Here is a 24032-nt window from a genome sequence, read left to right as displayed (position 1 = left end):
AAGCCAATATGGCGAAGGCCTCACCGCATATACTCGTTGTAGATGACGATGTTGTTGTGCTTAAGTTTATAGAGTATACATTAAAAGGCTTAAGCTACAAAACAACATTGGCAAAGAATGGTATTGAGGCCATTGATAAAGCTAAAACAGAACATTTTGATCTAATAATTTCGGACCTTTACATGCCTCTTATGGATGGCAATGATTGGTACGTCATTTTAGGAACACTCCCGAATATAAACACACTCCTTTTATCTTTCTATCTGGCAACAACGAAGAAGAAACCTGGATAAAAAATTTAAATGATGGTGCTGATGATTTTATAACAAAACCTATCAAGCAAAAGATATTTATTTCAAAAATCAATTCACACCTAAAAAAGGCATTCCTCAGAAAGGAAATTATTGCAGGAAAAGAAAAGTCGGACATTAGCTACGAAAAAGGCACAATAATATATTGCGCCAACAGAACCAGACCATTTCCAATTCCTCACAAACTTGTAAAAACCAACATTAAGGTTGTATATACCGATTCCGATTTTTTCATGGCTCTACAAGGAGCCAATAATTGGGGTATTATTATTGACGATGCAGCCACATGGGCAATGTCTATTCTTGAAAAAATTATTGAAATCACATCGGCTCACGTACCTTTAAGTTTGCTTATTACTGATCCAGAAAATTCTGAAAAGATGGACCAGTTTTTAAAGTTAAATATCAGCACCTTTTTGTATAAAAATCTGGACCCTAAGTTAATAGTCCATCAAATCAACTCGAATATTCAAAGAGAACATGAGCTTAAGAACAAATACCTTAATGCGTTAAACACTGCAGCAAAAAGATCACCAATCAGGTTTGAAAATGAATTTTCAGATCAATTAAATGATTTTCAAATCCGCATATTACATGAACCATACGACAAATTGCCTGGAGGTGATTATTATGAAATCATTAATGTGGATGAATACCGTAAGATTTTTGTATTAGGCGATGTAATGGGGAAAAAATGGGATGCTTGGTTCTTCGTGCCCGCATATATAGCTTATATCAGAAGTACAATTAACTTTTTCCTGAATCGCCAGGAATTTGATTTTGTAGAATCACCAGGAAAATTTTTGGATATCATTAATCAGTACATATTTAAAGACATGCAGCTTACAGAGGTATTTACCACCTTAAGTGTAATTTCAATCTGTACCAAGCAAAACAAAATCAGTGTTGCATCAGCTGGTGCCTTAAGGCCATATTACTACAATAAATCAGAAGATACCATATCGCAATTAAACATTGTTGGAACTTTGTTAGGCGTTATTAAAACAACTAAATACCAGAGTCTGGTCCATGATTTTAACAAAGGAGATAAGGTTTTATTCTATACAGATGGCTATACCGAAGCAATTAACGACAAAAACAATGAAATGATTGGAGATGATGCTTTGTTCCATTCATTAAATAAGTTTAAACTGGATAGCGACCTACAACCTCAAAGCATAGAAGAGGAACTTACCAAAGCTTACAACGTTTCTAAATTTGACGATGACCGCACTCTTCTATTAGTCCAAAGAAATTAGTTTTCCTGTATTAAATTCAAGTTTTTTTTAGCACATTTGCCCTAATATAAAAGGGATAATACCGATAAGAACATTAAAATCTAAAATGGTATAAAAATGAACGAAGCAATTGGTTGGATTGGAAGCTTATTATTTGCCATATGTGCATTGCCACAAGTAATACACACTTTTAAAACCAGGAAAACGGATGATCTAAGTGAGATATTTTTATGGCTCTGGTTTTGGGGTGAGGTGTTTACTCTTACCTATATTTTAGTTGATGATATTGCTAGTAAAAACTACCATATTCCTCTTTATTTTAACTACTTATTCAACTTGGTGCTGTTATTTTACCTGATATATGCCAAATATACATATAACAGTAAACCTACAGGCTTGGCATCACTCTTCCAAAAAATTAGAAAATAATTACCCGAACTAGTGTAAAAATCTATTTTGGTGGCTATTACAGTACGTTTATACTTTTCCAGCTTTTCTTAAAAAAAGAGCTGTAATTAATTGAATTCTAAAACTCAATCATTACAACTCTTCCATATTTTTCACCTCTCAAAGATAGCGTTCTTAATGCCTTGAGACTGTATTTTTAATTTTTGTTCTTATTTCTAATGACTCATCAGAAAGCAGGAAGTTCTTTGTTGAATCAGGAAGGAATTCCAAAGCATCCTCCAATCTATCTTCTCTTATAGCCTGTCTCACCTTCGATGCTGAGATATAATTATCTTCTCCGCCACAAGTAATTCTTGGTATTTCCAATAGATCAACCCCATTGGACGGAAGATACTTAATCATTGCTTCGTTATAAGCTGCAGTTACAGGAGAATACATCTCGGTTCCTACATAACGCTTGTTGATATTCAAAATCGGAACAATATAGCGCAAGAAAGTGATTACATCCAACTCAGCTTGCTTTGCTGCAATATCACATTCCTTTTCTTGCTTTAGGAAGTAACAAGGGAAAATTGTACCTGAAACCACATAATTTCCACCTTTTACCATTACAAGATTATCGATATGTCCCAATTCTTCTTTTATTAACCTCCATCTAATATCGAAAGTAAACGAAGACCTATCTTCCTCAACAACGAAAAGATAAACCAACCTATTCTCTTTGCATGCTTTCTCGATTAAATACTTGTGTCCATTGGTAAATGGATTACAGTTCACAACAACTGCTGCAATATTACCAACACTCACATCCTTTTTTACGGAACGCAAATAATCCTGATAAGTTTTGATGTTTTCGTAACCAAATTCCAAAACAGAAAACAATGGTTCTGCAGTTGCAATCTCAGTAAAACCAAGCCCTTTAAAAACCTCAAGGTTTCTAGGTTTTGTGTATACAAAAATATGCTTGTGTTCTTGAATTACAATATCGATAAGATGAGTTACAATTTGTGCAAAAGCAGCTCCTTCTCTAAATTTTGGTGCTACAGCAACATACTTTAAAACTCTCCCCTTATACGATCCTGTTCCAATAACCTCGTCGTTTAAATTATACAAAATCATAGTATAATCAACGTCATTCTGATTGAAATCAAATCCCAAAGGTTCTAAAAACTCAGAAACCAGTTTTATATCGAAGGGGTTCCTCAGATCCAAAGACTCTTCTCTGTAATCAGTATTTTCAACTCCCATTTTTTCGTTAGTTTAGTTTTGTTAGGTGTGTGATAGTTTTTAAATCAACAGTCAATATTATTGGATTTTGTCAAATATCAATGCTTTTTCGATATGTTTCAGAGATATAGGATGAATCCAAAATCATGATATATGTTATTTGTTTTATCTTGATGTTTTGTTATAAATCAAAATTATGCATGTTGTTTATTTGCAGTAAAAATAAAATAAGAAACCGCTAATAAATCAGCCGAACCTCCCGGAGATATTTGATTCTTTTCACAGTAATGAATCAAATCATTGTATAGAAATTTAAATTTTTCATTCTCGAAATTCAAAAAGGCTTCGTTGGCTTTCTGCTTTAATCCATCCAAAACCTCAACTCCTTTTCGATACAGAATATTACTGTCTTCGTTGTTGGCAATCAGAGCCAACAAGGCATGAGTTAAAGATTTGTGTAGAATTTTATCATCGGTGCGCTGCTTATTTTGCAAATGGTATTCCAAAACCGGAATTGCATACTGAAATACACTTGGTAAACCAGCCTGTATTTCGCCACGAATGCCTTGTCCCTTATTTCCATATTTCTCGAAACAAACTTCACCATGCGTGAGGTTTCCATTGTACAATTTTCTGCCCAATTCTCGCTCTACCAAATTGCCGTTTAAATCTTTGATCAAATCAACAAAAGCTTGATAGGAAAAACTTCTTTTTGCTATTAGATATGCACTCACAAACAAAGAAAACCCCAACAAAAAGATTGCTCCTTTGTGCGTATTTATCCCATTGGTTTCGCGAAACATATCTTCCTCCATCAACAAACCAATTCGTCGCAATTCCGGAAGAGCTTCTTTCAAATCGTCATTTGTATAGGAAAACCCATACTCAGCAATCTCCTTAAAATATACCGATAAAACCGAAGCCGAATCTATAAAAGTAGAAAAGTCCATATCATCATGCGAACCATTCGAATTCCGATCGACCAAACCTGGTTTGGGTGACAATGCCACCTCTTGCAATAAAGATTTCAAAGCGCTAGATGCTAGACCCTTGCAAACCCTATCCTTTCTTATTTGGTTTAGATACTGATCGATATCTTCATCAAGCTTTTGACGAATGTCAGGGTAAGAATGATTCTGTTCCCGCATACACACCAAAGCGGGCTTTTCGTTACAGAAGTAACACAATTTTGCCTTTCCTGAAGAGACAGGACCTCCCTCAGGATTGGTTATGTCCACATCCAGTAGACGACCCAAAGAATGTGTTTCCTCAAACTTTTCAGTGATTTGCTTTATTTCATTGATTGAATAGGTATTCACAAGAAGAGGAACCAAGTAGAAATCACCAGCCGCATCAACAGCACAATGTTCTTTTTGTGAATCAATAAAGATTCTATGCGATAACAAATGGCGCTTTAATTCAAACAACACCTGCTGAAAACAAGAATGAATTTTATCATCAGACTTTGGAAACCCTGGAATATTCAGGTTCAAGCTTAAAGATGCTTGTCTAAACTCAGAAATTTCTTTTCGCAAAACAGATCTTTGATCTCTTGCCTTTAATATTTTCCCTAACACATCACTCATTCCTGCAAATCTCTTTAAAGACTTATAAAATTACACCCTAAAAGTAAAATTACAATTAGGGTGTATTTTTCTTTATATCAACTATCTGTTAAGATAGATTTTCAACATTGCGAATAACATCAATAATGGTTCCATCACGATATTCAACCAAGGCAACAATTTTATCACCCAATTGTTTTTCCGCTGGAATACCAGTCATAGCATCCACTTCTTTCTTCAAATCCTTAATATCAACAACCTTTACACCTGCTTTCTTTAATGCAGCTGCAAGATTTGGTCTAGAAGGATTTACACATACTCCGCGTTCTGTAACAATTACATCAACACTTTCACCTGGAGTAACAATTGTATGAACACGATCTTTCACAATTGGCAAACGACCACGGAAAGAAGGACAAACAATCACACTTAAGTTTGCACCTGAAGCAGTATCAGAGTGACCTCCAGAAGCACCACGAATCTCACCAGATGAACCAGTAATTACATTTACATTAAAATCAACATCCACTTCCAAAGCGCCTAGAACAACTACATCCAATTTGTTAGTCATTGCACCACAGTTGTTAGGGTTCGCATATTGATCACATGTAATTTCGATATGCTGTGGATTATTCAATACAGAAGTACTTACTGCTGCATCAAAAGACTGTACATCAAAAATTGCCTGAAACAATCCTTCGTTTAGCATGTCAACACCGTAAGACGTAACACCACCAATCATGAAGCTACCTTTGATGTCTTTGCGTTTCATATCCTCGCGAAGGAATTTAGCTACAGCTAAAGAAGCACCTCCCGCTCCAACCTGGAACGACATACCATCTTTGAACAAACCCGAATGCTCAATCACTGTTGCTGCAATACGAGCAATACGTAAATCCATAGGAGATTTAGTAATACGAGTAGTACCTGATGCAATCTTGGTAGCATCTCCAATGCTGTCAACCTTTACAACGTAGTCAACAAAATGTTGACGAATTGAACCAGGAACACATGGATAATCTACAAGATTATCTGTTACAATAATCACATTTTTAGAGTAACGAGCATCAATATCAGCATATCCCATAGAACCAAAAGCAGATGGTCCATGAGCTCCGGTAGCATTACCTTCCTCATCAGCGGCAGAAGCAGCCAAAACAGATAAATCTGGCTTAATACGTCCAGTCAAAATATCTCTAACACGACCACCATGAGAGTGAATAATCGCAGGATGTTTTAATTTACCCATCGAGATAATTTCACCCAAACGACCACGAATACCTGAAGAGAAAATCCTGGTAATCATACCATTCTCAACATATGGAACCAATCCATCGTGCGCAGATGTTAATGAAGAAGAAGCCAAAGTAATATCCTTGATTCCCATTTCATCTAAAATTTCGATGGTTTGCATCAAAACTCCATCTCCTCCTCGAAGGTGGTGATGAAATGTAACAGTCATTCCATCGAAAGGCTTACATTTTTTAATTGCTTCTTTTAAATTGCTACACAATTTTGAAGTGTGAGCTTTCTTTGCCTTTAATGTTCGAACAATATTAGTTGATGGAATCTCATCACCAATAATGCTTTCCCATACGCCCTGGAAAGGTTTCAACTCACCAAGACCTTCTATATATTCAGGAATTTCAATTCCTAATGCGTTCTTCATTTTGTTTCTTTATTAGTATCAATTTTGTAAACAGGAATAACTGTTAACTTGCAACCGACTCTTCGATTTCTTTTAAATCGATATTGGCATATTCCAGAACGGTAATTGCTCTCTGAACTACAGGAGCATCAACCATTTTGCCGTCAATTGCAAACACACCAATACCAGCATTTTTATTTCGAATAAATTCTGAATAAACACGGTAAGCCTTTCTTACCTCATTTTCGGTTGGGTTGAACACTTCGTGAACACCATCTACCTGACGAGGATTGATTAATGCTTTTCCAGCAAAACCAATCTTTTTAATGTACTCGGTTTCTTCACGAAGACCTTCCTCATCGTTAATGTCAGCAAATACGGTATCAAGAACATCTAAACCGTGTGCTTTACCTGCCATTACAATGCGCTTACGAGCATAATCAATACCTACTCCATCAGGAGTTTTTACGATACCCATATCTGCAGTTAAATCCTGACCACCAATTGTAATTGCATCAATTCGTGGATCTGCACCTGCAATTTCGTATACATTTGCAACACCTTTAGCTGTTTCGATCATTACATGAATCGTCATGGTTGGCTTCTTAATTCCATGTTCCTTCTCGATTCTACGAACCTCTTTCATGAAATCTTTCACATCCTGAACAGACTCCGTTTTTGGAAATCTGATATTATCAGGCTGCAAAGGCACAATTTCTTCCAAGTCTGCCAATCCAAATGGAGTATGCATATTATTTACACGTACACAAACTTCTGTATCGTAAAATTCAACGCTTTGTAACATGTTACGAACCAAGATTCTTGCTGCATCTTTTTGGTTCAATGCCACAGCATCTTCCAAATCTAACAATACAGCATCACAACCGTAAACTCCGGCTTGTTGAATCATTGCAGGATTATTTCCCGGAATGTACAACATTGATCTTCTTTTCTTTCTAGCCATTACATTGTACCCTCCTGAATACCTAAAGAACGTTTAACAGCAGCTTCAACTCTAGCCTTAATTGTTGGCGTAAGAGCTCCCTTATCTTTTGCAATCAAGTGTACATTCTGGATGTCCAAATCATCCAAAACCTGATTAATTGTATTTTTGATATCTTCTTCGAACTGCAACATCACAGTAGATGAGATATCAATTTGGCGACCGGTTTCCTCTGATACAGGTTCGATCAAGACCATGATATCGCTTGATTCGAAAGTTCCGGCTTGCGCTTTAAACTTAGGTGTCATTGTTAATGATATTAGTTTAATTATTCCGTAAGAATTTTAATAATTGATTTTGCAAATTTTAATGTCTTTCTATAGAAATCAAAGCACTTTTAAAGATTTTTGTAGTTAATTACGTACTGTTATAAAACACCCCTAGGAAACGATTGCATATCAGCCTGTTATTAACAGACTATTTTTGTAAGTATTTACATTTCTTACTATTCTCATAATTAAGCTGGTAAGTATTTTTGCAATTAAATATAAAAAATCAGTATTTATCCTTTACATATACATATTAGATATCATTTTAAACAGAAATATTACACCACATATGAAACAATAAAGGCCTCGCAAATGCGAAGCTTCAATTGTTAGCGATTAGTTAGTGGTTAGATTTTACTTGTTTAACAACAAGAAAATCAATTGTGTGATTAGTAAAGTTACAAATGGTAATTGTGCTTACTTTTTAAATACGCCACAATATAAGTGTATTTTTTCTATTTACGCAAACGTTTTCTGAAAAATTATTCATTGTCTTTTTTATTTTTATTTATTCTTTAACTCTAAAAATTCACTATCAGTTTTTAAGTGTCTATTAAAGAAATATTTCTGTTAACATTACAGCTCTAACATTTTCATAAAAAAAATTGCACTGCTTATTTCTCATCCAATTCTTAAAATTTAATAGATGATTAATTCTTTTACCTCATCATTAATCGACAATTAAGCTAAAAATTAAGGGACTCAACCTAATTTCGCATTGTTAAAGAATAAATTGACTTATTATAGATTAGTTTAGTAAAGTTAGAGTTAGCATGAACTGTTCCACACAAACAGTTTCGAATGAAGCGAAAATAGCCCTGTACCACAACATGGGCTATTTTTATTTCCAAAAAAAAGGAGCAATTAGGTATAATCCCAAAAACTCCTCTTCATTGACAATTATGTTTTTATTTAAACAGCGCCAACCAATGATACCGATGAAATGGTATCACCCATTCCTACCAGGGTAACAGGTTTTTCAATTAAAATTGTTGGAACAGCAATTACTTCAATTTCTTCATTGGAATAAATACCTGAAACCAACATTTCATTTTCACCAAAAATACCATTAACCGTATTGCTTAGCCCTTCAAGTTCGTTCAAACCAACATCCGATACTTTATGATCTTTGGCCCACATTAAAACATCTTTACTATTAATTGCACCAGTTCCAGCTTTAGCTGCCGCAACCGTTGCTGCTAACTGCATTCCATTTCTGTTTTGTAATGGAGTTACCTTAAATCCTTTTCGCTGAAGAGTTACATACAAACCAAACATATGCAACTGCATTCTCGGACACTTGGTATAATCATATACTTTTAACATCCCTTTAAATAGATTTGATGCATCGGTATTCTGATCACACTCTTGTGCCAATTCTTCTTCTCCAATAACTTCAAGAATATCAATTAATTCTCGCTCATTAAATCCGAGACTATCAACATCCTGAACAAGACTATCAATTAAATGTTTTCTTACCACTTTATCCTGAGTTGATGCAACCTCGAGATGAAGAAGATTATCCGGACATGATTTTCTCCATTCAGCAATCATCTTTTTCGATAGCTCAATTCGGTCAGCACCTTTAGTTCCATCAGCTAAAGTTTCATGCAACATTTGATAACCAGATAAAATGATATACTCTGGATTTACATCATCCTTCGCCATTCTTATATTAAAGTTATCATCAATATGCAGCTTAAAATTCAAAGGGTCGTAAGTAGCAATAAAGCGATTTGCTTTAGGGCAAGTGTAAGTTTCTCCTCCAATGGTTAAAGTATCTCCCTTGTCAAATTCGATAATCCAGTGAATTAATGCATTATCATCTTTGCGATCTACATTAGATGCTTGTTGCAGCTCTCCATTCTCATCAGTTGTTAATAAGTTTGGCAAATCCAAAAACAATTGAGATTGCTCTTTAGGAGAAGATGCACAATGTACATAAACATTTTGCACACCGCATACGGCCATTGCATTTGCAACGATTCCTCCTTGGCCTCCCATTTGCATTTTATCGTACCCAACATTCTTATTCAACCAATAAAACACTTCAACATCTTCAATTAACCATTCCTCAGCAATACCACCTTTAAAACAGTGAAGAATACCTCGTATTGCATCTTCATTTTTTCTAATTGCCCTCTCTTCTTCAGATATAATTAAATTTGTGTCAAGCTTATTGTTTTCAACCAACTTCTCTACATCTTTTCCACTTACCTTAATTACAGCATCAACATTTGCATTAAAGGCACTTATTAAACCTTTAATCTCTCCCATTTTCTCTAATTGCTCAGGTGCTGTACTATAATTCTTAAGCCAGACAGCTTTTAATTCACTTTTTGACATTTGAGATGTTTTATTTTAATTATTCAGTTTTAATCACAAGTTTAACAAGCAAATTAATGTAATTATTGATCAAAAATTTAATCTCGAAGTGATTTTCGTTCAATTTTTTACCGCAACGGTTTGCATTAATCACATAAAAAAAAGCCCTCGCAATTTACTTGCGAAGGCCATAACTGAATTTCGAAAATTAAAAGGACTATTTTTTCAATTTCGTATCCATTAACTGATTTGCCATAGCTGCACCAATTAATGATTCAAGTGGTGTTTTACCGTTTTTGCCATCATTGCCAGTAATCATTACATCTGGGAATTTAATTTTGGCAATCTCTTTAGCAACACCAATTGCAATTTCTTTTTCGATTTGAGCTCTCTCCTGAGGTGTTAAACCAGCCGAAACTAACTTTGCATTTTGATAAGATTCTGCATCTGCAGCTACTTTTTTAGCAGCTGATTTAAGCTTCTCTGTCTCAAGTGCAATCGCAGCAAGTCGTTTGTTTGTTTCCTCTTGCTTCAACTTGGTTTCAATGGAAATTAAGGCTTTTACCTGCTCTTTTTCCTGGGCAACACGTTCTGCGGCTTTATCTCTTTCCCCTTCAGCAACAATACGCGCCTGGGCATCTTTCGCAGTCTTAATTTTTTGTTGCTCTAATTGTCTTTTAGCCGATTCATCACGCTGCGCTTCCAATCGTTTTTTAAATACTGCTTCAAGTATAACATCATCAACAATAACCTGAGCTACAATAATGTTATTCTCATTAATATCATGAGGAATACGAATGAATTTTCCATTTTCGTCTTTTCTTTTTTTCACCTCATAACGTGTTTGAATTTCTTTAATTTCACGATCACTATCCTCAATCGAAGAAACTATAGTGTCGCGATACTCAAGTTTTTCAACACTATAAGCTCCATCCTTCAACTGATCCTCAATAGCTACCCTAAAGTCCGATGCAGATCCTGAAATATAATCTTGTGCTGCAAACATATAACCTGTATTTGATACAACCTCACGTACTGTTGGAATCAAAGTATTTTGCGCTAAGTTTTGAAGTGACCTAAACTCAATTGCCATTTCTATAAATGATTCTTTATCTGTAGGCAATTGGAAACGAGTAGACAACTTTGCCGAAGCTGTTACCTGATCGATGAAACGAATTGGAATTGGATTCATCACTCCTTCGATATCATCACTCTTCTCTCCCTTGCTCACAACCTTAACATCAATATATTTCTGCCAAGGAATAATTTTTGCAAAACCTCTCCATTTAATTCCTTCTGTCATTACAGCATCCTTTCCTCCATTAGGATAAACAACAAAATACTGATACCCTCTCCGCCCAGAAAAACATAAATGGTAAAATAATCATAACAACTCCCGACCCAATTACGCCAAGGGAAAACCTGGAAGTAAGTCTCGAAAATGCTTGTGACTTACTAACCAACAATGGTTTTAATAATAGCATTGCCAATCCTGCTAATACAATAATAACTCCTAATACAATCATAAAGTAATTTGGTTTAATTGATTTTCTAATTCAAGGACCAAAGTATAATTTAAAATTGAAAGCGTTATTATTTTTATGTTCGTTTTCGATTAAGGCGATTTCTACACCGTGAAACCTGTTTTTTTACATGATATTTCTTAAACAAAAAAGCTCACCTTGTAGATGAGCTTTCCATTAATTAAAGTTTTTTTATTCAATGAAATTGCTAAACATTCCTAAATACAAGGCTTCCATCTTGTACATCCACCAATATTTTTTGGTTGGCTGTAATGTTTTCGGACAGTATCTGTTTTGACAGTTCATTTAATACTTGCTTTTGCAACACTCGCTTAATTGGTCTAGCTCCAAATTGCGGATCAAATCCCAGGTTTCCAAGATATTCCACAGCCGATTCACTTAAATCAATGCTAATATCATTCTTGGAAAGCATCTGCTGAACTGACTTAAACTGCAAGCCAACAATTCGCTTTACTTCCTCTCTATCTAAAGGAGTAAATACTATCGTTTCATCAATTCTATTTAAAAACTCAGGTCGAATACTCTTTTTCAAAAGCTCTAAGACTTCATTCCTAGCTTGCCATAGCATTTCTCCTTTATTGCTCTCATTCATCTTTTCGATTTTTTCCTGAATCAGATGAGAACCAACATTTGAGGTCATGATCACAATGGTATTCTTAAAGTCAACTACCCTTCCTTTATTGTCTGTTAACCTACCATCATCTAATACCTGAAGCAGGATATTGAAAACATCAGGATGAGCTTTTTCAATTTCATCTAAAAGAACAACTGAGTATGGTTTTCTGCGAACAGCTTCTGTTAACTGGCCACCCTCATCATAGCCAACATACCCAGGAGGTGCTCCAATCAAACGTGAAACCGAATGTCTTTCCTGGTACTCCGACATGTCAATTCGAGTCATCTGGTTCTCATCATCGAATAGAAATTCAGCCAAAGCCTTAGCCAACTCTGTTTTACCAACACCAGTTGTACCCAAGAAAATAAATGAACCAATCGGTCTTTTTGCGTCCTGCAAACCTGCACGACTTCTCCTTACGGCATCGGCTACAGCCGAAATTCCTTCATCTTGTCCAACAACTCGTTTGTGTAATTCCTCTTCTAACGACATTAACTTCTGGCGTTCACTTTTCAGCATTCTATTCACAGGAATACCTGTCCATCGTGATACAACCTCAGCAATATCATCATTCATCACTTCTTCTTTGATTAAGGCATCAGATTTCTGGTTTTGTTTTAACTTTTCGTTCAGAGCTTCAATTTCTTCTTCAACCTCTTTAAGCTTTCCGTAGCGGATTTCTGCGACTCTTCCATAATCACCTTCACGCTCTGCTTTTTCAGCATCATACTTCAAAGATTCCAACAACTCCTTATTCTTCTGAATACCATCAATCACCTCACGCTCTGCTTCCCACTTGGCACGATACTTCAATCTTTCATCATTTAGCTCAGCAATTTCACGCGCCAATTCATCCTGCTTTTTCGAATCACCTTCTCGTTGAATAGCCAACTTTTCAATTTCCAACTGCTTGATCTTTCTTTCAATCTCATCGAGTTCCTCTGGTAATGAATTCATTTCCAAACGAAGTTTGGCAGCTGCTTCATCTATCAAGTCAATTGCTTTATCCGGAAGGAAACGATCCGAAATGTATCGTTGCGATAGCTCAACAGCCGCAATAATAGCCTCATCGCGAATTTGAACCTTATGGTGATTTTCGTAACGTTCCTTCAATCCGCGAAGGATTGAAATCGCGCTAAGTGTATCAGGCTCATCAACCATCACTTTCTGAAACCTACGCTCTAAAGCCTTGTCTTTCTCGAAATATTTTTGGTATTCGTTTAAAGTAGTTGCGCCAATGGCACGCAAATCGCCACGAGCCAATGCTGGTTTTAAGATGTTGGCAGCATCCATTGCTCCTTCGCTTTTTCCTGCTCCCACCAAAGTATGAATTTCATCTATAAAGAGTACAATTTCACCATCCGATTCTACCACCTCTTTCACTACTGATTTTAGTCGCTCCTCGAATTCACCTTTGTATTTGGCACCAGCTATCAAAGCCCCCATATCAAGCGAAAAGATCTTTTTACTTTTCAAATTATCCGGCACATCACCCTTTATAATTCTATGTGCCAAACCTTCAGCAATGGCAGTCTTACCAACTCCTGGTTCCCCAATCAGAATTGGATTATTCTTGGTTCTTCGCGAAAGAATTTGAAGAATTCTTCTAATCTCCTCATCTCTCCCAATTACCGGATCGAGTTTTCCATTTCTTGCCCTATCATTCAAATCAACGGCAAATCGACTCAAGGAATTAAAAGTATCTTCAGCCGTTTGTGAATCAACCTTAGCTCCTTTTCTCAAATCTTTAATGGCTGCAGTAAGTTCCTTCTCCGACACTCCATTATCCTTAAATAACTGTGCAATTTGATCTCTACCTTTTACAAGTGCCAATAAAATATGCTCGATGCTAACAAACTGGTCGCCCATTTTGCTTGATACACCAACAGATTCCTGTAAAACAGCACTTGCTTCTCTCGATAAATATGGCTCTCCACCACTAACCTTAGGCAATGATTCCAGAATCTTATCCAATACCATATTAAAGTTTTGGACATTCACTCCAAGTTTATTCATCAAGAAACCAGCAACATTCTCTCCCTCCGAAAAAATCCCTTTCAACAAGTGAGCTGTTTCGATAGCCTGCTGCTGATTTCCTTGAGCAATCTGAAATGCTTTCTCGATTGCCTGCTGCGATTTAATTGTGAAATTATTAAAGTTCATATTCTATGATATTTATTCTTTTTCTCTGTTTAAAATCCGTCAATTGGATTTCAAATAACTTGCCATTGCCAAAAAACTGAAATAATGTCCGCATATCATACAGTCGCTCAGTCAATTTGACATATTATTAAAACCTTCTCTGAAACATTTTCCGATTAACTCAATTTAACACTAGTTAAACCTGATATATCTGGATATTTATATATATTTGCCAACTGAAATTCAAAAAACATTAGAAAATATTATCATATGAAAGCAACAACTACTTGGACAAAAGGAATGTCATCGGTAATTACAGACAACAGAGGTCATGAAATCACAATTGATTTACCAGAAGCAAAAGGTGGAGAAGATCTTGGTGCAACAGCATTCGAAGTATGTTTAATGAGCTATTCTGGTTGTGTGAACACAATCTTTAACCTTGTAGCGAAGAAAATGCGCATTGAATTCGAAGCATTGGTTGTAGACACGATCGGATCTCAAAAAGATGGAGCTCCAACTTTTACAGATGTTGAAGTTGAGTTAAAAATTGATTCTGAAGCTAGTGACGAGAAAATTGAAAAATGCCTTCAGCAGACCTTAAAGATATGTCCTGTAGGAGTACTATTCCACCAAGCAGGTGTAAACACCACTTATAAGATTGAAAAAATGCAGAACGCATAAGCACAGTCTGTATCACAATATTAATATCCCTTGCCTTTGGTGAGGGATTTTTTTATTGCATAAATTAATACCGATTATTAATTATTGGTGCAAAACAACCTTATTCCCATTTCTAAAATCAAGCCATTAACAAATCTTTAACTCTTTCATGATCAAAGACATTAAAAAAGAGTGAAAATAAAAGACTATTTTGTGTTTTATTTTTAAAGTATTATATCATGAAAAGAATAATAGGATTATTAATATTACTGGTTAGTCTTAACGCTATGCCCAAAGAGAAACAAGTACCATTAAAGTTGGCGATAAAGCACCTATGTTTGAAGCCAAAGATCAAAATGGAAATCTCGTTAAAAGTTCTGATATCCTAAAAAAAGAACAATTAATCGTAGTATTTTATCGTGGAGAATGGTGTCCATACTGTAACAAACACCTTTCACACTTACAGGAAAATGTTGATAAATTCAAAAAAGCTGGTGCTCAGTTGGTAGCAGTTTCGCCTGAAATTCCTATTAATGTGGATAAAACCATTGAAAAAACAAATGCAGAATATCCAGTATTGTATGATGAAAACAGCAAAATCATGAAGAAATTTGGTGTTGAATTTATGTTACCCGAGGACTTGCAAAAAAAATACAAAAACTATGGTGTAGATCTTAGCGTTTCGAATGGCAATAATGACCAATTATTGCCTGTACCGGCAACCTATATCATAGGAAAAGATGGTAAAGTGAAGTATGTTCAATATGATCCTGATTACAAAAAAAGATCAAATGCTAAAGATATCTTGCAGCATTTGTAAAAAGAATGGGGCTGCATATCTATACAGCCCCAAATAAAAATCTAATTTCAAAGTTTTATTCCAATCCCAGGTTCTTCTTTACCTTCTCTGGTTCAAACGATTTTTTAGGAAATGGATGCGCTTCAGTATTAAAAACATAGTTATCCAAATTAAATTCTCCTGTTTCTTCGGTAAATGTTAGATACAGATATTTAAATGTTTCTGCAAAAAAGAATGTTGGCATGTAATCTTTTTTCTTCATGGTTCTAACATCTTCAACCGACGAGAATGCAATCTCAGTTCTACAGTATTTTTTAATATCTGACCAATACTTCTCCGCCATATCGTAATATTTTTGCTTCCCGGTAATGTGGAACAAGTAATAAGCCGATTCGATAATTTCAGGATTCAAATCATATACAGGATAGGTTGGCTCACTATCTTTATAATCGTAAATCATTGGCTCCAATCCATACTTATTCCATAGGTTGTTCCATGTATCCTGAGTTTTTTCAGCTCTTCTTAAATCCCCATCCAATGCAAGAATCGATTGGAAGAATGCATCGTAAAGAGTTACTACACTAGCAAACTGACGACCTGAATGTGGATCGATACAATCACGCTCGGCAGTATGCATATTCACACGACCATACCATAAACTTTTCTCATCTTCTTCCGCAACATATTTGTTAATGGCCTTAATACTTACATCCCACATTTTCTGTGAATCCTTGTCGCCAAACAATAACATACTTTTATACAAGTACTCATAGTATGAATCAGCTCCTGCACAAATGTGCGAATGATCGTTCAACCATTCTCCTGTTTCAACATCAATTAAATCAGCAACCAAATTAAGCTTTGATCTTCTTTCCCAGATGGCCATATTAGCTTTCTTTGCAGTTTGATAGTAAACAGGATTGCCAGTATAGTAACTCAAAATCCCTAGCTCGAACATATACGAAGCAGCTTCGGCCAAATTGATTTTAGTTCCTTTGGTTTCGCCGGTTTTCAGATTTACCCAGTAATAAGGCAAACCGGTTGGTGAATCAAATGCTTTCAACATTCTTTTCCCAAAATCCTCTGCTTTCAACAAAATTTTAGGATCGTAAGTGTACTCATACATGGCAAGCAATCCTCCCATGATTCTAATGTTTACCTCAAAGGTTTTTACAAACAAATCCTTATCCCAATTAATAAAGTCAATCACATAATTTTCAACCTCTTTTGCTTGTTCATCAAGCCCCATTACCTTCATGGTACTATAGGCATCAATTGGGGAAATATGCAATGATTCTTCATACCAATCCTGATATGATTTAGACAATGGCAACAACACATCATGCCCCCATGCATACTTTTTATAAGCATCCCAGGTACGCACAAATTCTTTTTTCACTTCCTCGGCCAAAGGACTAATTTTCACCGGCTCCTTTTTGCTTTGCTTGGGCTGACATGCAGCAAGAACTATAATCAAACCAAGCAACAAACAACTTCGTTTTTTCATGATATACAGGTTTTCTTTGTTCTGAGGATTTAAATCTCATTTGCTTAATGAAATCACAAAGTAAAGTCAATCGATTAAATCTTATTTAATTCATGATTAATTCACTAAAAATCTGATTAATCCATGTAAAAAAGATTAATTGATTAGAATTTCGTCAACAAAAATCCAATGCTTTCGACCTCCCGCCATGTGCCAATCTGGTATTGGTCCGTTTTTGAATGTTATTCTTAAGTAACGGCAATTAACCGATGGAAATTCAATCGCAGGTCTTGTTACATATCTGCGCTCATCTTTTGGAGATTCCAAGTTTATATTTTTTACCAGTCGGTAGTTCTTTTGATCATTTGAAACATATACTTCGATTTCATCCGGATTAAAGATCCATGCTCCTGGATAAATTAGAATTCCAGGTTTTACTTCACAAATGGTTCTGGATTCCCCCAGATCAATATCAACATCTAGATCTTTCAAGTCTATACCCGTCCAAAATCCATCATTAAAGGTTGTTGAGCCAAAGCCGCCATCTATGAGTTGAGCTCCTGATTTTTCACCATAACCAATATCTTTGCCTTCAACCTTAACTTTTGGATAGCCTGTTTGGGAGTTAAATGGAATTCCTTTTAGGTAATGCAACTGTAAACTTCCACTCTCCTTTAGCCCAGCTTTGAATGCTTTAGCATTAATAGTAGCATCCTTACTAATCACTACTGGTTTCTTATATTTCTCAGAATTCGCATTGGGTTCAGAACCATCCATTGTATATCTGATTTCGGCCCCATTTGTACCACAAAGCAATTCTACCATTTTACTCTTCTCAAAACTAAAAGCAATATCATTAACGTAAGGCATTAGAACCTGTTTCTCTTCGTGCAACTTGTACTCCTTTGAGATTTTCATACCATTTAGTTCATTCAAATCAGCTTTTGAATTCCCCCATGATTTATTCGGTTTACTGCCCATTTCGAAAACCAGCTCACCTCCATTTTTAATTTGATCGTAAGTAATAAATGGTTTGGTAAATTCTTTTCCATTTAGTTTTGCCGATTGAATGAAAATGTTCTTTTCGGAATTGTCATGGGCTACAACTGTAAATACCTTACCATTCTCAAGATTAATACTTGCTTTTTGATAGGCTGGAGATCCAATTTGATACTGGTTACTACCCGGACAAACAGGATAAAATCCCAAAGATCCAAAAATATACCAGGATGACATTTGACCCAAATCATCATTATTATCCAGGCCTGCAGGATGATCATGATAAAAGCGAGGAAGAATTTCTCTTACCAACTTCTGAGTTTTCCATGGCTGACCAGCATAAACATACAAGTAAGGCATCTGATGGGATGGTTCATCTCCATGACCATATTTCCCAATAAAACCAGAAATGTCTACATGCTGTGAACCTCCAATTTCAGAATCATCAGCAAAGATTTCATCCAGCCAAGATGCAAACTTCCCCTTGCCTCCGTGCAATTGCATTAAGTAAGTCATATCGTGAGGCACATAAGAAGAGTATCCCCAAATGTTACCCGACACATAGTTCTTCACCAATCCATCCCACTTGCTTTTGTCCACATTCACCAATTTACCATTCTGCAGTTTAGGCAAAAGGTAGCCTGATTTTTCATCAAATAAATTACGATATCCTTTCGATCTTTGCTGGAAAAGGTAGGAGTCTTCAGTCTTTCCTAGTTTATGAGCCACCTGACTCAAACACCAATCATAGTAATTGTATTCAGTTGTTTTCGAAACAGAACTTCCAATTTCACCCGGAACAAAATCCATATCGATATAAAAGTTCATTCCATTTACATCGTAACTATTACTATGCTTTTCCAGATTAAAAGCTGCTGCTTTCATCGCATCATAGGCAGCCTGATTGTCGATTCCCTCAATATCTTTCAATATGGCATCAGACATAACCGAAACGGTGCTGTATCCTATCATACAAACATTATCGTGCCCAAGGCATTCCCATACTGGCAAACCAACTTTTGAATCGGTGTATCTTGATGAGAGCGAATTCACAAAATCAACGGTTTTCTTTTGCTCCACAATTGCCATTAAAGGATGAACAGCACGGTAGGTATCCCAAGTAGAAAAGTTGCTGTATTGATCGAAATCAGAATGGTATTTTTTTCCTTCCACCATATATTCTCCGGTAACATCCGAAATCAAGTTTGGTGATATCATGGAATGATAAAGAGCAGTGTAGAAGTTTCTCTTGTCTGATAATTTATCCGTTTCGATATGAAACTTGTTCATTTTATCTTCCCAAAGTTTCTGAGCTTTGCTTAGTGTCTGATCAAATGAAATATCTTCTGCTTCAATATCGAAATTGGCTTTGGCTCCTTCATAACTCACGTGTGAAAGTGCAACCTTAACTTCAACGCTTTCTCCTGAATTCACATCAAAACTAACGAAACCTTTCACTCTTTTGGCGGTTGCTTTCTTTGTACCAGTTTGAATTTGATCATCAATGGCAACACCACTTTGTTCGAATGCTTTTGAAAAATTTGCATAGAAATACACTTTTCTATCTCCTCCTTCACCATTGCAGTGTTTCCAACCTCTAATTTCCGTATCCGATAAGATCTCAATTTCCGTTGCCTGAACATTTTCCATGATATTGTGAGTAGGATCAAGAATTACATTTCCTTGCCCGGCAGTATTGAAAGTATATCTATGAAACCCAACTCTGGGTGTACAAGTCAATTCAACTTTTACATCGTAATCATCCAGAACAACAGAATAATAGCCTGCAGAAGCTTTCTCTTTTTCATGAGAAAATCTGGAGCGAAATCCACTATCCGGATCTTCTTCTGAACCCGCTTGTATCTTTGTTTCACCTAAAGTTGGCATCAACAAAATATCACCCAATCCAGCCAAACCAGCTCCACTAATATGGGTATGGGCAAACCCTTTTAATATGGAATCGCTATAGTGATAACCCGAACACCAATCCCAAGCTTTAAAATCATTACTTGGACTTAGCTGCACCATACCAAAAGGTAAAGTTGCCCCCGGAAATGTGTGGGCATGACCATCGGTTCCAATCATGGGATCGACATACTGAATGAGTTGCTTTTTATCCGCAAAAAGGCTAGATGTGATAAACAACAAAAGGAATATTGTAATTAATTTTTTCATGAATAAATTGCTTTAGGATACTATATCTCTACATATATCCTGCAAATAAAATCCTAAATGGTTAAGATTTTGATTAATTCATGATTAATCCCCGGTATATTTTATTATTTCTGACGTTTTCTTCTAATTCTGATATCTCCTTCAGGCAATATGGTCACCCATAAAATTTCAATTAGCAATAGGAATCTGCGCAGTACATCAAAGTACAAGGAGAAATAAAAAATGATTGTTGTTAACCAAATAATTGTAACATTGAACCAAAATGTATCAATTAAATAATTGCCAAGTCGCTTTTGTGAGGCAAACAGCTGAGCTCGCCCATTTTGACTAATGGGAGTTTGAAAAACAGGATCTTTTAGTTGAATAAATTCATCCTTATACCTTATCAACTTATTAATTTCTCTTCTGTTGGTTACGATTTGCTCAATAGCCTCGTTGTGATGGGTATTTTTGTATTCAATAATTTTCTTTCTGTCGCCAAGTTCATCAATAATCTCTTCGTAAACCTGATCTCTATGATTTGATTGTTCTTTATATTCTTTCCAGCCTGCTTGCTTAACATGCTCGAGCCAGGTTTGCACTCTTGCCGAAGAATCTCGCAAAACTCGTTTAGTTACTTCCAAGTCTGTTGGAAAGGCATAAATATCTGAAAGCTTTAACAGTTCGTTTTTAAAAACTCTATAATGTTTGTCGTTATTTTCCTTTAACCATGATTTATAGCTTTGCTGCATGGCCGGAATCAGGAAGGATGAACGAAAAGACGATTCACTCATCGCTTTCTCATATGGAAAAAACTGCTTCTCAAATTGATTGTTCTTAAATTGCTCAACCACCAAAGCCTCGTAAGCCCATCGTGAAGTCATTAAATCTCCAACGATTGGAACATACTTTTTTGTTGTAATGGCAGGATGCAATTTGTTAAAGTTCACAATGACTCCTGAGAACAGCAATTGCGGGACCAAAATAAATGGTATGGATACATAAACAGCTACCACAGAATTCAATCCAGCAGACAGGTTTAAGCCAATTAAATTGGCACATGACGAAGCCGTATACAGGATTAACCAATACTCCCAGGTTAGGCCTTTAATTTCCAAAATGTAGGTAGCTAAAATAACAAATAAAAAACTCTGTATTGCCGAAATAATCAACATAATAATGACTTTGGAGTTTAAATAGCTCCATCGACTCAAATTCAGGAATTTCTCGCGCTTCATCATTCTTCGGTCGTGAAGAATTTCTTCTGCCGAAATAATCAAACCAAGGAATAAAGCAACAACAACAGCCATGAAAATAAAAGAGGGAATATTTTCATTCTTCGCAAATACATAGTCCAAATGATCGGATTCAGAACCACTAATGTATTTGGTAAAATATCCCAAAATTATGGCTAAAAGTGGTGCCTCCAACAAGGTAATCAGCATGTACTGTCTGTTACTCAGTTTGGCTTTAAAGTCTCTGGTAAGATAAATTTTCAATTGCTCCCAACGCTTTGGGATGCTAAAAAAGTTCTTGGGTATCAATTTTTTTCTGCCAGAACCATGTACCTTGTTCTTCTTCTCAATATTCTCTTTATAGAGTTCGTACCAATCATCTGAACTTCTTTTGCGCTTACGAATTTGCTTGCCATATTCGTTCATCATTCTGGCCTCAACAATTCGTAAAATCTGTTCGGAGTTAACGTTACCACAAGTTAAACACTCACTTTCGTTGGCCTTTACGTAATGCGATTGGGTTTTAAAATAAACAACAGCATCAATCGGATTCCCAAAGTAGATTACCTTGCCTCCTTGATCCATCATGATTAGCTTATCCAAAAGTTTAAAAATATCAGACGAAGGTTGATGAATGTTACAAATCACCAATTTTCCTTTCAAAACCTGACGTTTTAGAAGAATCATTACCTTTTCGGAATCCATACTGGATAAGCCTGAGGTGGGTTCATCAACCAGGAGAACCGAAGGTTCGCGCATTAACTCCAATGCAATATTTAATCGCTTTCTTTGTCCTCCACTCAGCACTTTATTAATCGGATCACCAACCTTTAAATTCCTGGCTTCTACCAAGTCAAAATCCTCAATGGTTTTGTTTATGATTTCTTCTATTTTCTTATCCGAAGTACCATCAAAACAAAGTTTGGCATTAAAATACAGGTTCTCGTAAACCGTTAGTTCTTCAACCAACAAGTCATCTTGCGGGACATATCCAATAACCCCCTCAAGTTTATCTTTATCCAAATGAAGGTCATAGCCATTGATATAGATATTTCCCTGACGCAGGGATAAATTCCCATTTAACACATTTAGCAAAGTAGATTTTCCGGTACCACTACCGCCCATCACTCCAACCAATTGTCCAGAGTTCATTTCCAAACTAACCGGATAAATTCCATTATTGGAACCCGGGAACTTGAATTCTATATTTTTTGCAATAAACCGAAGATCGGTGAGATTTTTCTTCTCAATATAAATGGAAGCAATCTGGGAGTAATAAATCGGATCGATTCTATGACTTCGAATAACCGAACCATAGGATAAAAGATAAGCTCTATCTACTTTTATATTGTGTCCGTTCAAGAAAAGGTTATACTCTCCAAAATATTTCATCAGGAAGGTATTCGTACTTTCCAAATGCAGCACAAAAATTCTTCCCCGAAGCTTCTCACTCCGAATATGTTTCACCACCTCATGCGACCAATCCTCGCTATTGTCAATTAAAAGCAGATGTTCGTTAAAAGGAATAGACAGTTCATCTCCAATCAAAAATTGTCGACTTAATTCGAACTCTTTTTTGGGAATATTAAAGGTTTTTGAAACCGTTTTTACCAAATCTAATTCATCGTAACCAGTATATTCCGTTTCATCGATAAATTCGAGCAATTGAAGCATGATCCAAACTTTCTGCTCCTGCTCTACTTCCTCCACCAATTTTTCACAAACATCTTTCACTTGTGGATGCTTGTTTATAAAACAAACCTCTCCCGTTTCATCGCAATGAGAATCCTTTAAATATCGCTCAAAATCCTGTAGATACTTTTCGGTCCACTCCTTGCTAAATTGTTTCTGAAGCCACCCTTCAACAACATCACGTGCTGCTGTTTCGAATCCCAGCTTTTGCTCATCAACAATGATGGCAAAAAGTCTCATTAAGGCTTTCAGTAACGATTCATTCATAGTCTAGGTTTGGAATTGATTTTGGTTTTAACAAGGCCTAATTTAGATAAATAAAATGAGCTATGGAAACTCCTGTTTTAAAGAGATATTTACCATTATCTAAAGAAATCATTTAAAGCTCTAAGTTTCAACTGAAAAAATTTTTTATCCTTAAATTCATTGAATCCCGCACAAATAAAGACCTATAGCTCTCTATTAAGTTGCCATCTCTTTGAAGATCAAACTTCTTTAAGGTTTTTTAACACTTATTCTCAGGTCTTAACCAATTCTTGCCATACCTTTGTAGTGTACTATAAAAGATAGTATTTTCATAGATTAAAGATTTAGGTTAGTAATTAGTGGTTAGAGAGAATCCCGGACGCCCGTTCGGGATTTTTCTTTTGTATATCCACCAACAAATCCTTCCAAAAGTCAGATTTAAACCAATTATTAATCCATTAA

Annotated in this window: 16 protein-coding genes; 5 read left to right on the top strand and 11 right to left on the bottom strand. The window is 35.8% G+C overall.

The features are described 5' to 3' along the window. Positions 1–8: 8 nt before the first annotated feature. The 3 genes from JCM15579_RS22325 (at position 9) to JCM15579_RS12310 (ending at position 1978) form a co-directional block, all read left to right on the top strand. On the top strand, positions 9–293 hold the full coding sequence (locus tag JCM15579_RS22325) for a response regulator (RefSeq protein WP_083464660.1): 285 nt from the start codon (positions 9–11) through the stop codon (positions 291–293). Then, positions 206–1570, top strand: a complete 1365-nt coding sequence (locus tag JCM15579_RS12315; protein ID WP_054720549.1) for a fused response regulator/phosphatase — start codon at positions 206–208, stop codon at positions 1568–1570. The genes JCM15579_RS22325 and JCM15579_RS12315 overlap by 88 nt, the downstream gene beginning before the upstream one ends. Before the next feature lie 96 nt (positions 1571–1666). Continuing rightward, positions 1667–1978: a PQ-loop repeat-containing protein gene (locus tag JCM15579_RS12310; RefSeq protein WP_054720547.1), complete on the top strand. Its 312-nt coding sequence runs from the start codon at positions 1667–1669 to the stop codon at positions 1976–1978. Positions 1979–2131: 153 nt separating this feature from the next. Here JCM15579_RS12310 and JCM15579_RS12305 read toward each other — a convergent pair whose 3' ends face one another. The 8 genes from JCM15579_RS12305 to clpB form a co-directional block, all read right to left on the bottom strand. Then, positions 2132–3205: a [citrate (pro-3S)-lyase] ligase gene (locus tag JCM15579_RS12305; protein ID WP_054720544.1), complete on the bottom strand. Its 1074-nt coding sequence runs from the start codon at positions 3203–3205 to the stop codon at positions 2132–2134. Between the two features lie 173 nt (positions 3206–3378). Continuing rightward, positions 3379–4770, bottom strand: coding sequence for a triphosphoribosyl-dephospho-CoA synthase (locus tag JCM15579_RS12300; RefSeq protein WP_054720542.1), 1392 nt, complete (start codon positions 4768–4770; stop codon positions 3379–3381). Between the two features lie 88 nt (positions 4771–4858). Continuing rightward, a complete protein-coding gene (citF, locus tag JCM15579_RS12295) occupies positions 4859–6418 on the bottom strand; it encodes a citrate lyase subunit alpha (RefSeq protein ID WP_054720540.1) in 1560 nt (519 codons plus the stop codon). Positions 6419–6461: 43 nt separating this feature from the next. Further along, positions 6462–7361: an HpcH/HpaI aldolase/citrate lyase family protein gene (locus JCM15579_RS12290; RefSeq protein ID WP_054720538.1), complete on the bottom strand. Its 900-nt coding sequence runs from the start codon at positions 7359–7361 to the stop codon at positions 6462–6464. Next, entirely contained in the window at positions 7361–7648 is a 288-nt protein-coding gene (gene citD, locus JCM15579_RS12285; protein WP_054720536.1) for a citrate lyase acyl carrier protein, read from the bottom strand. Before citD ends, JCM15579_RS12290 begins: the two co-directional genes overlap by 1 nt. A 933-nt stretch (positions 7649–8581) precedes the next feature. Beyond that, positions 8582–10015: an ADP-dependent glucokinase/phosphofructokinase gene (locus JCM15579_RS12280; RefSeq protein WP_054720535.1), complete on the bottom strand. Its 1434-nt coding sequence runs from the start codon at positions 10013–10015 to the stop codon at positions 8582–8584. 196 nt (positions 10016–10211) lie between these two features. Beyond that, positions 10212–11297, bottom strand: a complete 1086-nt coding sequence (locus tag JCM15579_RS12275) for a hypothetical protein (protein ID WP_054720533.1) — start codon at positions 11295–11297, stop codon at positions 10212–10214. A gap of 428 nt (positions 11298–11725) precedes the next feature. Next, entirely contained in the window at positions 11726–14317 is a 2592-nt protein-coding gene (gene clpB / locus JCM15579_RS12270; protein WP_054720531.1) for an ATP-dependent chaperone ClpB, read from the bottom strand. Between the two features lie 249 nt (positions 14318–14566). Here clpB and JCM15579_RS12265 point away from each other — a divergent pair, with 249 nt between their 5' ends. Both JCM15579_RS12265 and JCM15579_RS12260 read left to right on the top strand, forming a co-directional pair. Next, on the top strand, positions 14567–14980 hold the full coding sequence (locus JCM15579_RS12265) for an OsmC family protein (RefSeq protein ID WP_054720530.1): 414 nt from the start codon (positions 14567–14569) through the stop codon (positions 14978–14980). 289 nt (positions 14981–15269) lie between these two features. Continuing rightward, positions 15270–15779, top strand: coding sequence for a peroxiredoxin-like family protein (locus tag JCM15579_RS12260; protein ID WP_262493519.1), 510 nt, complete (start codon positions 15270–15272; stop codon positions 15777–15779). A gap of 55 nt (positions 15780–15834) precedes the next feature. Here the strand turns inward: JCM15579_RS12260 and JCM15579_RS12255 are convergent, their stop codons facing one another. The 3 genes from JCM15579_RS12255 to JCM15579_RS12245 all read right to left on the bottom strand — a co-directional run bounded on the left by JCM15579_RS12255 (position 15835) and on the right by JCM15579_RS12245 (position 23591). Continuing rightward, positions 15835–17265 (bottom strand): glycoside hydrolase family 47 protein, encoded by a 1431-nt coding sequence (locus JCM15579_RS12255; protein WP_054720526.1) that lies wholly within the window; start codon positions 17263–17265, stop codon positions 15835–15837. Between the two features lie 135 nt (positions 17266–17400). After that, positions 17401–20418, bottom strand: coding sequence for a GH92 family glycosyl hydrolase (locus JCM15579_RS12250; protein WP_054720524.1), 3018 nt, complete (start codon positions 20416–20418; stop codon positions 17401–17403). Positions 20419–20522: 104 nt separating this feature from the next. After that, entirely contained in the window at positions 20523–23591 is a 3069-nt protein-coding gene (locus JCM15579_RS12245; RefSeq protein ID WP_054720522.1) for an ATP-binding cassette domain-containing protein, read from the bottom strand. Positions 23592–24032 lie beyond the last annotated feature (441 nt).

This window comes from Marinifilum fragile JCM 15579, assembly GCF_001310955.1.
Lineage (GTDB): Bacteria > Bacteroidota > Bacteroidia > Bacteroidales > Marinifilaceae > Marinifilum > Marinifilum fragile.
This window is presented reverse-complemented; position numbering and strand designations above follow the sequence as displayed.